A 9574-nucleotide genomic window follows, 5' to 3' on the forward strand; every position below is an offset into this window, starting at 1 on the left:
AGGCTTAACAAATAGGCTCAACGTATCCCGTTAAGCGTTGCCCAAGGGGCGGTGCGCTTTTGGGTTTCGTACACTTCGTCAGCCAGCTTTATCGCGCCAATCATGTTGATATAGCGATTACCGCGGGCAACGGGCTGATACACAGGTAATAGGCCGTTATCCATCATGGTTTTGACCGTGGATAAATCCACGCCCATCCGCTCGGCATAACGCTCAGGTGAGAGAAACGGCGCAAAGTCTGCGCTAATGGTGATAGCAGTCATTGCTGCATTCCCTTGGCTTGATGGTTTTGCTCATGGTCAGCCAGCAACTGTTCAATCGTGACCTGATGATTGGTCAGAGCCGCAATGCGCTTGATGTACTTGGCAGGGGCTTGTTTGTTGACATGGATCCATTTCCAAACATGCGTCTGTCTAATGTTAAATTGCCTTGCCGTCTTGGTTTGGCCGCCGATTATTTTTACTGCAGACTCGATAGCACTCATAACTTTAACTCCGCTTGACTACTTTACGTTGTCATTAAGCCAGAGTTTAAATCATTTGTAAACAGTCCTAAAAGTTTTAATAATGAATAAAAGTTGTATAAGATGTTTTTTCTTTATTTAAGTAACTGATCTTTTTAGGGGATTCATGGATATTTCAGAAAGAATAAAAAAAAGACGCCTTCAACTCGGCTTGAGTCAACGTCAAGTCGCTGAAAAAGCTTTAACTACTCAAGCTGCATTGCAGAAAATAGAGGCGGGAATAACTAAAAACCCTCGAAATATTGAGCAGTTAGCAGAAACCTTACAGACCTCGCCAGAATTTTTACGCTTTGGTGTGGGGGATATGGACAACGCGACAGTGGTCGCCAGTGCGGGTAACTATTTACCGCTGATCAGTATGGTGCAGGCAGGTGTGTGGACAGATATTCACGAAGTGGCGCCACTGGATGTAGAGCTTTACCCCTGCCCAATCAAATGCAGTCAACACTCGTTTATTGTGAGGGTGGAAGGCGAGAGCATGCTGCCAAGGTTCGAAGAAGGCGATTTGATTTATGTCGACCCCGACGCACAGGTGGAGAACGGCAGCTATGTAGTGGCGCGCCTGGATGATGAAAACCAAGCTACCTTCAAGCAGCTAATAATCGATGGCAATAAAAAATACCTCAAAGCCTTAAACCCCGACTGGCCTAATAAATTTGTCCCTATCAATGGCAACTGCACCATCGTTGGCAAAGTGGTATTCACAGGTAAAGCCTTATAATTAAAGGAATAAATCATGAGCAATTTTGAATATTACGCCTGTACAAAAAGAGATGAAGTGATTGATTTCTTCAATCAGACCATAGGTTGCCGCCCTTGCCATCTGTGTGGCACAGGTGAACTGCTGATTTTGGGTGATGAGCATGGGTTGATCACCATTGACCATGATGTGAATGTGTTTAACCCCGAAGCGAATAACCAAAAAGAATACGGGGTGTTTTCATCCTACGTAGTGATGTGCGAGAACTGTGGCAGCCAGCAGTTTATCAATGTCAAAAAGCTCGAAGAATCAATGAACCGAAAGGCGAGATGAGATGAACAAACATTATCCCAATAATGTCAGCAATTTGTTCTCTGACTCTGATAATATGAATAAACAGAGTAAGCACTCAGGGGGCGGTGGTGGTATGGAAGAAAGAATCGCAAGGCTCGAATCCGATGTTGAATACATCAAACGCGATATCGGTGAAATAAAGACTGATATGAAAGATGTGAAAAAATCATTGTCGGATCTCAAACTAGAATTTATAAGCCTAAAGCTATGGCTTTTCGGAACGGTACTGACATGCACTGGATTAATTATCGGTGTAATTAAGTATCTTTGACATCACCCCTTATCAAAATGAAAACCAAGCCACCTTCAAGCAGCTGATCATCGATGGCAATAAAAAATACCTCAAAGCCCTAAACCCCGACTGGCCAAATAAATTCGTAGAGATTAATGGTAACTGCACCATCGTCGGCAAAGTGGTATTTACAGGTAAAGCGCTGTAATGATTTTTAAATAGCGAGTTTTTACAAAGTAATTAAAAGGAGTTAATTGATGAAATGGATAGTAGTTTGCTTAACGCTATATTTATTCGCCCCCGCCAGCTTCGCCAATGAAGATGCCAGCGAACCCAATGTAAAAAAGAGCAAAAACGACATTTGCCACGACAAATCCAGCCGCTCTTATAAGCGCACCAAAACCTATACCCCATATAAAACCATCGAAGAATGCTTAGCAAGCGGCGGGCGCTTACCGATTAAGTGAGTAATACACTAGCCTCGCAAACGACCCGTAGTATTTATATGCAGTAAGAGGAATTAAACGAATGGATACCGTTCTAGCATTATTGTTTTTAGCATCATCAACTATTTGCGTGATTGGGTTACTTAACCCCTCTTGGGCTGGCAAAGCAACTCGCGGGCAAGTATTTAAATTCTATGGCCTTGGTGCCATCGTCTTCTTATTCCTCTTTGCAGTATTTATGGAGCCAGCTAAACCGTCACCTGGTGCAGCAACTGTGCAAGCAGAACAACTGCCAGTGGTTAATGCGCCAATCGAGCAAGCTCCTGCTACAACAGTGCCAGCAGAGCAAGCGCTCACTGCGACCAAACCTGTTGCGCATCCTTATGAAGTCATTTCAGAGGAAGATAACAGCTGGCAGGACAGAAAGCGCTTACGCTGGGGTATTGTGGCTCCGACCGCAGTAACACAATTAGATAGAGCTGAAACCGCGAAAGCTGCCGCGAAAGATCTTCAAGAGCAAACAGGTGCTGATTATGTGAGAGTAATACTTGAGGTTGCCCCGTTTGCTGCGAATCGCGGCCAAGGTGTAGCCATGGTCAAATACGCACCTGACGGTTGTGATATCACTGGGAATGATTGCAACGGGAAAAAATGGGAGGTTGAAGCCTCACATGTGCAATTAACAGATGAGCAATTGGCCTTTTGGAAAGCATGGCTTGATAACCGTGAACGGTTTGATGAAGATGGTTTGTTAAACGAAGATCGCCTTAAAGCTTTTCTCGCAACTAAGTTTGGCACCACTCCAGATAAAATCGTCATTCCTTTTATTTATCGTGAAAATATAGCTCAGTAGTCGCGGCTAATTGCACCAATAGGTTAAGGTTTTAAATGAGCATTACTAAAGTTGATGGCGGCTACCGTGTTGATATTCGCCCCTCCGGCCGCAATGGTAAACGTTATCGACGCACGTTTGAGACCAAAACCGAAGCGACAAAATATGAGAAGTTCATATTGTCGCAGCACCATAATAAAGACTGGCTCGACGCGCCTATCGACAGGCGCCCATTGCTGGAGTTAATTGAGCGTTGGTTTCATTTACACGGCAAAAATTTAAAAGAGGGTGAAAATACCCGTAAAAAGTTAATTGCCACTTGTAAGTTGATGGATAACCCGCAAAGCCAACAAGTTAACACCAGCTTTTATTTAAACTATCGGGCGCGGCGGTTAGATAAGATCACCCCTAAAACAGCCAATCTGGAGTTTGAGCGCCTGCACTCGGTATACAGCGTACTTATTGCTGCTGGAGAATTCCCAGGCGAGCATCCTCTCAAATCGGTTTCGTTAGTCAAAACCCCTGCCAGAGACATGACATTTTTGTCTAAGCCACAAATTGAACATCTGCTCAGTTTACTCTCTGGTGATATGCGGCTGATTGTAAAAATCTGCTTGAGTACTGGCGCGCGTTGGAGTGAGGCCCAGAACCTTACCAGCTCACAGATATTAAAAGACCGTATTAATTTTATAGATACCAAGAATGGCAAGAATCGTACAGTTCCAATTACACGCGAGCTGCGTGCAAAACTACCCATAGGTAATGGCCGCTTGTTTGCTGATTGCTACAAGCCGTTTCTTGCCGTGTTAAAATCTTCTGGTATTGAGCTACCTAAGAGCCAAGCTAGTCACGTATTGCGCCACACGTTTGCATCGCACTTTGTGATGAACGGTGGCAATATCCTCACATTACAAAAAATACTTGGGCATGGTTCGATTCAAATGACGATGCGCTATGCTCATTTGGCACCTGACCATTTATTCGAAGCGACGCGCTTTAATCCTTTAGCATGATCCACAAAATGCCCACATTGGTTTTTGTTAGTTCGATTTACTTTGATTTAGATTGGTTTTGTTGCTTGCAAAAAATAAATTAACTCACTGTTATAAATAATAAATTGACTAAAATCATGTGTTTATGACTTATGCTCCAAATGGTTTAATAAGAGGCTAAGACCTCCTTTTTTGATGCCATAAATTCCTTGATGGCACTGCGCTTGATATCCTAATGCGCTACGACAGGTGGTGAATGATTATGTCTAAGATTGATGAACAATTATTTAGTGCCCACGAACACGCACTGGAAAAAGAATACGAACTTTGTCCTGAATGTGGCAGCGAGTTATCGGTCAAACACAGTAAGCACGGTGGTTTTATTGGCTGTAATAATTACCCTAGCTGTAATTACACTCGACCCTTAGTGCAGCACGAATCTATTGAAACTCAAGTGATTGAAGGTTCTGTATGCCCTGAATGCGGTCACGAACTGGCGGTAAAGTCAGGGCGCTTTGGGATCTTTATTGGGTGTACTCAATATCCTAGCTGCACGCATATTGAAAAACAGGATCAAGCGAGTGACAAGCCTGACATTCCTTGCCCTGAATGCAAAGCGGGTAAGCTTGAGCACAGAACGAGTCGCTTCGGAAAGAGTTTTTATGCCTGCAGTGCTTACCCTAAGTGTAAGTTTATTGTGAATTATCCTCCGGTTGCTGAAGCTTGCCCGAGTTGTGGTTTTGGGATCTTAGTCGAGCGTAAAGGTGCGGCTGGGATGCGTTTAGAATGCCCGCAAAAAAGCTGTAAATACAAAAGACCACTTTAGTTTATTGTGTGACCTGCATCTTAATATTTGGCCGATGAAAGTGGCTTGCGTATAATCCTCGGCTGACCGCTGATGGGGCGGTCAGTATTCGAATTTATCCAATAATTTGATTGTTGAAATCGACAATACTCAAAAGGTGATCCTAAGATGTTGCAGCTGCACCCATCTGACATAAAAGATATTGTGCTTAACGGTGGTGTTATCGCTTATCCAACCGAGGCCGTTTATGGCCTAGGTTGCGACCCAGATAATGACACCGCTATCCAAAAGTTATTGGCGGTAAAACAGCGCCCATGGCAAAAGGGACTGATCTTAGTCGCCAGTGATTTTCAGCAGCTTTTAGCTTATGTTGATGAATCGCAATTAACGGCTGAGCAGCTCGAGTTTGCATTTTCCAAGTGGCCGGGGCCTTTTACCTTTGTAATGCCAATCAAAGCGCAGGTTTCAAAATACCTCTGTGGTGAATTTGACTCTATCGCAGTGCGAGTGTCTGCCCATACTGGGGTGCAAGCCCTGTGCCGCGCACTTAATAAACCTTTAGTGTCGACCAGCGCTAACCTTGCAGGTGAAGATCCCGCATTAACTGCCGCTGAAATCCTCGCCGATTTTACCGGTAAAATCGATGCACTCGTATTAGGTGAACTCGGTGAGCAACGTCAGCCCTCGACCATTATCGATGCGCGAAGCGGTAAGATTTTACGAAATGGACAATGAGCAAACTAATAATAAGGATAACAAGATGAGTGTGCCTGATGTTGCAGTGGTAAAAGCGTTTTTACTCGATCTACAAAACCGAATTTGTGCTGGTTTACAAACACTGGATGGCCAAGCCACGTTCGCCGCCGATTCATGGACACGCGCCGAAGGCGGTGGTGGTACGAGCCGAGTATTAACCCAAGGTGCAGTGTTCGAGCAAGCTGGGGTTAACTTTTCCCATGTGACTGGCGCTGCCATGCCTGCGTCGGCTACGGCGCATCGCCCTGAGTTAGCGGGTCGTAGTTTTGAAGCTATGGGCGTTTCTTTAGTGATTCATCCTAATAATCCTTATATCCCAACGACTCATGCCAATGTGCGTTTCTTTATCGCGCAAAAAGAGGGCGCCGATCCCGTGTGGTGGTTTGGCGGTGGCTTTGATTTAACGCCTTATTATCCTTTCGAGGAAGATGTGCGCGAGTGGCACCAGACTTCTAAGAATATTTGCGCGCCTTTCGGGGATGAGGTTTATCCCAAGTATAAGAAATGGTGCGATGAGTATTTCTTCCTGCCGCATCGTAATGAAACCCGCGGCGTGGGTGGATTGTTTTTCGATGACTTGAATCAAGCAGGATTCGAGCAAAGCTTTAGCTTTATGCAAGCTGTAGGTAATGGCTTCTTAACGGCCTATGCGCCGATTGTCGAGCGTCGTAAAGAGACTGAATTCGGTGAGCGTGAGCGTCAGTTCCAACTCTATCGCCGTGGTCGTTATGTTGAGTTCAACTTAGTCTACGACAGAGGCACTTTATTTGGTCTGCAGACGGGCGGCCGTACCGAGTCTATCTTAATGTCGATGCCGCCATTAGTGCGTTGGCAATATGCTTATACGCCAGAGGCGGGAAGCCCAGAGGCAGATTTGTACGATAACTACCTCAAACCCCGTGACTGGGTTTAGCCGTTAATCATAAAAAGTAGATGCCATATCCACGTTATTGATTACGCATATTATCGGCCAGAGTTGAAATCGCCTCAAAGATGGCGGCTCGATGCTCTGGCTTTTTAATATTCTCTTCAATCGCAAACTTCATACAAAACAGCCATTGATCCCGCATCGCTTCATCAATATCGACATGCATGTGTCGTGCTCGCAATGCGGGATGACCATATTTTTGCTGGTAGAGCTGCGGCCCGCCGAGCCAACCACTTAAAAATTCGAACAACTTCTGCTCTGATTCCGCAATTGGCGCTCTATGAATGGCAAGCAGTGTTGTCGTTTCTGCCGAGCTTGCCATCTTCTGATAAAAACATTTGGTGATAGCGCGGATCACTTTTTCGCCGCCGATTAAGTCGTAAGCGTTAGATTGGCTCGGATCGCGATCATCCTGCGGTGGAGTGTGTTTGCTAAAAATCTTTTTAAGCCAGTTCATTGGAATAGTCGTTCACTAAAATAGAGAGTATTGAGCCGATGGCGCATTATAGCGTGAAACCCAGCGTGAAATTTAGTTGAGCATAATTCGTCTTGCCTAGGCTCAAAAGCGCGGTAGACTGCAAAGCCATTGAACCTAAAATTTAATATCGCTATGACAGACAGATACGCAGTGTTTGGCAATCCAATTAGCCACAGTAAATCGCCGTTCATCCATGGACAATTTGCCGCGCCCACCCAAGAGTTATTAACCTATGAAGCCATTCTTGCTCCGGTCGATGGTTTTGAAGCCTCACTGACGGCGTTTTTCAATGCGGGCGGCAAGGGCGCGAATGTGACAGTGCCTTTTAAGGAGCAAGCTTTTGCGCTGTGTGACAGTCTCAGCCCAGAGGCCAAGCTTGCCGGCGCGGTAAACACCTTAAGTTTATTGGCCGATGGCACTATTCGCGGTGATAACACCGATGGCTTAGGGCTGGTGGCCGATCTCATCGCTAACTTAGGCAGCCTGCAAGATAAGCGCGTGTTGCTTATTGGTGCTGGTGGTGCGGCGCGCGGTTGTATTCTGCCGTTATTAAATGCGGGAATTGCGCAGCTGATCATCAGTAATCGCACCCACACTAAGGCACAGCTTCTGGTCGATATCTTTACTTCGGTGGATAACGGTGCTTTCGCAAATAGAGTCACCGCCGTAGAAATGAATGAGCTTGTGGGCGAGTTCGATATCGTCATTAACTCAACCTCGGCGAGTCTTGCGGGCGAGTTGCCAACTTTGCCAGCGCATATCATCACTACCCAAACTGTTTGTTATGACATGATGTACGGCGCCTCGGTCACCGCTTTTAACCAATGGGCGCTATCTCAAGGTGCAGCTAAGGTTATTGATGGGCTTGGCATGTTAGTCGGACAAGCGGCTAAGAGTTTTACCCTATGGCGAGGTATCGAGCCCGACACTCAAGTGGTATTAAATCTTTTGAGGGATAAACTAATGGCCGAGCCTAAGTAGGAAGCATGAATCAAAGTATTCTTTTTCCCGAACTGCAATATTGGGACGACGCCCACAAGCGAGTCTGCTTTATCGCGCAGTCACAGGGGATGAACATTAAGTGCTATATCAGTGTGAATAAGTTAGCCGAGCTGAATGATTTTTCTGAACAGCCGAGTGCCTATGAAGCCGCTGCTATGCTGGCATTGTTTGATGCGGTGAGATTTGATGCCGAAGAAATGGCGGAAGATTTAATTGAAGCCGAAGAGTTTGATGAGTTTGGGGCAGTACACTTAGGCTAAACTTATCGAACTCAGATAGTTTTCTGAATCAGCGAATAGCAAAAGGAGGTAGAGACTCAATGAGTCTCTACCTCCTTTCTTATATAGCTATAGTGACACTAAGCGACTAACTATAAGAGATTAGCTATAAGTGATTAGATGTTCTGTAACTCAACTAAGTATTCGTTTTTCAGTCTGACATAGTTGTCGGCAGATTCTGGCAAAAAGGCAATTTCGGCAGGCGTTAATGGGCGAGCCTGCTTAACTGGGCTGCCTACATATAAATAGCCACTCTGTAATACCTTGCCCGGTGGCACTAAAGAACCTGCACCTAAGATCACATCATCTTCTAAAATCGCACCGTCGAGAATAATCGCGCCCATGCCCACTAATACTCGGTTACCGACTTTGCAACCGTGAAGCATAGCCTTGTGACCAATAGTCACATCATCACCAATAATCAGTGGATGACCATCGGGACGAGCAGCTGACTTACGCGTTACATGCAATATGCTACCGTCTTGTACGTTCGAGCGTTTACCAATACGAATATGGTTAACATCACCACGCGCCGCCACCATAGGCCAAATACTGGCATCAGTATCTAACGCAATATCGCCAACAAGCACCGAAGCTTCATCTACATATACGTTATTGCCTAATTGAGGATGAATACCTTGGTAAGTTCTGAGTGGCCCTGACATAGAAAAGTCCCTAATTGAGTGGTTTTTAGCATTATAAAGGTTAAAAACTAGCGGGTCAGGTCAAATATCCAACGAACAGTGAGAAAATGACAATTATCTTAAAAATAGGGGTTGCGGACTTTCTCAATCTCCCTATAATGCGCATCCACTGACACGGCAGACAGCGAAAGCCAGCTGACGAGTTAGGTTGAATTGAGTAGCTTTTAAGCACTTAATTCAACCGCAGCAAGAAGTTGTAAAAAACTCCTTGACGCGAAACGGGAAATGCGTAAAATGCACGACCCTGAGCTGATGAAGCATCAGCACGACCCGCCTGCAACGGTATGTGGTCAACGCTCTTTAACAAGATAAAACAAGAAATCTGTGTGGACACTCACAGGTGTTGAGTTAATCGAAACTGCTTAACCTTCGGGTTGGCAGTCAAAAATTTAAATCAATGTAACAATGAGTGTTCATAGCAATATGTACAGTTTGTTTCTTTAGTTAGAAACAAAAAATCAGAATTCATTGAGCCGCTGAAGTCGCAAGACGGAAGCAACAAAACTTTAATTGAAGAGTTTGATCATGGCTCAGATTGAACGCT

The 9574-nt window shown here is 45.1% G+C and carries 16 protein-coding genes; 12 read left to right on the forward strand and 4 right to left on the reverse strand.

What is annotated here, in order from left to right:
* Positions 1–17: 17 nt before the first annotated feature.
* Together L5M28_RS16095 and L5M28_RS16100 are read right to left on the reverse strand one after the other, a co-directional pair.
* On the reverse strand, positions 18–263 hold the full coding sequence (locus L5M28_RS16095; RefSeq protein WP_012197351.1) for a hypothetical protein: 246 nt from the start codon (positions 261–263) through the stop codon (positions 18–20).
* Positions 260–484, reverse strand: a complete 225-nt coding sequence (locus tag L5M28_RS16100; protein ID WP_259579183.1) for a helix-turn-helix domain-containing protein — start codon at positions 482–484, stop codon at positions 260–262. Before L5M28_RS16100 ends, L5M28_RS16095 begins: the two co-directional genes overlap by 4 nt.
* 145 nt (positions 485–629) lie before the next feature.
* Here L5M28_RS16100 and L5M28_RS16105 point away from each other — a divergent pair, with 145 nt between their 5' ends.
* From L5M28_RS16105 to hemF, 10 genes are all read left to right on the forward strand, one after another.
* Positions 630–1244, forward strand: coding sequence for a LexA family protein (locus tag L5M28_RS16105; protein WP_263203905.1), 615 nt, complete (start codon positions 630–632; stop codon positions 1242–1244).
* Positions 1245–1259: 15 nt separating this feature from the next.
* Positions 1260–1556 (forward strand): hypothetical protein, encoded by a 297-nt coding sequence (locus L5M28_RS16110; protein ID WP_263203907.1) that lies wholly within the window; start codon positions 1260–1262, stop codon positions 1554–1556.
* A gap of 1 nt (position 1557) precedes the next feature.
* A complete protein-coding gene (locus L5M28_RS16115) occupies positions 1558–1848 on the forward strand; it encodes a hypothetical protein (protein WP_263203908.1) in 291 nt (96 codons plus the stop codon).
* 1 nt (position 1849) lies between these two features.
* Positions 1850–2017: a S24 family peptidase gene (locus L5M28_RS16120; protein ID WP_263203922.1), complete on the forward strand. Its 168-nt coding sequence runs from the start codon at positions 1850–1852 to the stop codon at positions 2015–2017.
* A gap of 49 nt (positions 2018–2066) precedes the next feature.
* Positions 2067–2276: a hypothetical protein gene (locus L5M28_RS16125; RefSeq protein WP_263203909.1), complete on the forward strand. Its 210-nt coding sequence runs from the start codon at positions 2067–2069 to the stop codon at positions 2274–2276.
* A gap of 61 nt (positions 2277–2337) precedes the next feature.
* Positions 2338–3108: a DUF4875 domain-containing protein gene (locus tag L5M28_RS16130; protein WP_263203911.1), complete on the forward strand. Its 771-nt coding sequence runs from the start codon at positions 2338–2340 to the stop codon at positions 3106–3108.
* A gap of 35 nt (positions 3109–3143) precedes the next feature.
* Complete coding sequence (locus L5M28_RS16135) at positions 3144–4100, forward strand: tyrosine-type recombinase/integrase (protein WP_263203912.1); 957 nt, start codon at positions 3144–3146, stop codon at positions 4098–4100.
* 241 nt (positions 4101–4341) lie between these two features.
* Complete coding sequence (locus L5M28_RS16140) at positions 4342–4905, forward strand: type I DNA topoisomerase (RefSeq protein ID WP_105253028.1); 564 nt, start codon at positions 4342–4344, stop codon at positions 4903–4905.
* Between the two features lie 147 nt (positions 4906–5052).
* Positions 5053–5619, forward strand: a complete 567-nt coding sequence (locus L5M28_RS16145) for an L-threonylcarbamoyladenylate synthase (protein WP_263203914.1) — start codon at positions 5053–5055, stop codon at positions 5617–5619.
* A 25-nt stretch (positions 5620–5644) separates the two neighbouring features.
* Complete coding sequence (hemF, locus tag L5M28_RS16150; RefSeq protein WP_263203915.1) at positions 5645–6553, forward strand: oxygen-dependent coproporphyrinogen oxidase; 909 nt, start codon at positions 5645–5647, stop codon at positions 6551–6553.
* Positions 6554–6587: 34 nt separating this feature from the next.
* Here the strand turns inward: hemF and L5M28_RS16155 are convergent, their stop codons facing one another.
* Positions 6588–7025: a group II truncated hemoglobin gene (locus tag L5M28_RS16155; protein ID WP_263203917.1), complete on the reverse strand. Its 438-nt coding sequence runs from the start codon at positions 7023–7025 to the stop codon at positions 6588–6590.
* Positions 7026–7178: 153 nt separating this feature from the next.
* Here L5M28_RS16155 and aroE point away from each other — a divergent pair, with 153 nt between their 5' ends.
* Both aroE and L5M28_RS16165 read left to right on the forward strand, forming a co-directional pair.
* Positions 7179–8027 (forward strand): shikimate dehydrogenase, encoded by an 849-nt coding sequence (gene aroE / locus L5M28_RS16160; protein WP_263203923.1) that lies wholly within the window; start codon positions 7179–7181, stop codon positions 8025–8027.
* Positions 8028–8032: 5 nt separating this feature from the next.
* Positions 8033–8308 carry a DUF1488 domain-containing protein gene (locus L5M28_RS16165; RefSeq protein ID WP_263196952.1) on the forward strand — a complete coding sequence of 92 codons (276 nt, stop codon included), beginning with the start codon at positions 8033–8035 and terminating at the stop codon, positions 8306–8308.
* Positions 8309–8442: 134 nt separating this feature from the next.
* On the opposite strand, the gene L5M28_RS16170 is transcribed toward L5M28_RS16165, so the two are convergent.
* On the reverse strand, positions 8443–8991 hold the full coding sequence (locus tag L5M28_RS16170; protein ID WP_168827558.1) for a gamma carbonic anhydrase family protein: 549 nt from the start codon (positions 8989–8991) through the stop codon (positions 8443–8445).
* Positions 8992–9574 lie beyond the last annotated feature (583 nt).

Source organism: Shewanella sp. SW32 (assembly GCF_025653365.1).
Taxonomy (GTDB): Bacteria; Pseudomonadota; Gammaproteobacteria; order Enterobacterales; family Shewanellaceae; genus Shewanella; species Shewanella oncorhynchi.

Bases quoted from the DNA above. Each gene is read 5' to 3' on its own strand.
- L5M28_RS16095 (WP_012197351.1), bottom strand. From the start codon at position 263: ATGACTGCTATCACCATTAGCGCAGACTTTGCGCCGTTTCTCTCACCT.
- L5M28_RS16100 (WP_259579183.1), bottom strand. From the start codon at position 484: ATGAGTGCTATCGAGTCTGCAGTAAAAATAATCGGCGGCCAAACCAAG.
- L5M28_RS16105 (WP_263203905.1), top strand. From the start codon at position 630: ATGGATATTTCAGAAAGAATAAAAAAAAGACGCCTTCAACTCGGCTTG.
- L5M28_RS16110 (WP_263203907.1), top strand. From the start codon at position 1,260: ATGAGCAATTTTGAATATTACGCCTGTACAAAAAGAGATGAAGTGATT.
- L5M28_RS16115 (WP_263203908.1), top strand. From the start codon at position 1,558: ATGAACAAACATTATCCCAATAATGTCAGCAATTTGTTCTCTGACTCT.
- L5M28_RS16125 (WP_263203909.1), top strand. From the start codon at position 2,067: ATGAAATGGATAGTAGTTTGCTTAACGCTATATTTATTCGCCCCCGCC.
- L5M28_RS16130 (WP_263203911.1), top strand. From the start codon at position 2,338: ATGGATACCGTTCTAGCATTATTGTTTTTAGCATCATCAACTATTTGC.
- L5M28_RS16135 (WP_263203912.1), top strand. From the start codon at position 3,144: ATGAGCATTACTAAAGTTGATGGCGGCTACCGTGTTGATATTCGCCCC.
- L5M28_RS16140 (WP_105253028.1), top strand. From the start codon at position 4,342: ATGTCTAAGATTGATGAACAATTATTTAGTGCCCACGAACACGCACTG.
- L5M28_RS16145 (WP_263203914.1), top strand. From the start codon at position 5,053: ATGTTGCAGCTGCACCCATCTGACATAAAAGATATTGTGCTTAACGGT.
- hemF (WP_263203915.1), top strand. From the start codon at position 5,645: ATGAGTGTGCCTGATGTTGCAGTGGTAAAAGCGTTTTTACTCGATCTA.
- L5M28_RS16155 (WP_263203917.1), bottom strand. From the start codon at position 7,025: ATGAACTGGCTTAAAAAGATTTTTAGCAAACACACTCCACCGCAGGAT.
- aroE (WP_263203923.1), top strand. From the start codon at position 7,179: ATGACAGACAGATACGCAGTGTTTGGCAATCCAATTAGCCACAGTAAA.
- L5M28_RS16165 (WP_263196952.1), top strand. From the start codon at position 8,033: ATGAATCAAAGTATTCTTTTTCCCGAACTGCAATATTGGGACGACGCC.
- L5M28_RS16170 (WP_168827558.1), bottom strand. From the start codon at position 8,991: ATGTCAGGGCCACTCAGAACTTACCAAGGTATTCATCCTCAATTAGGC.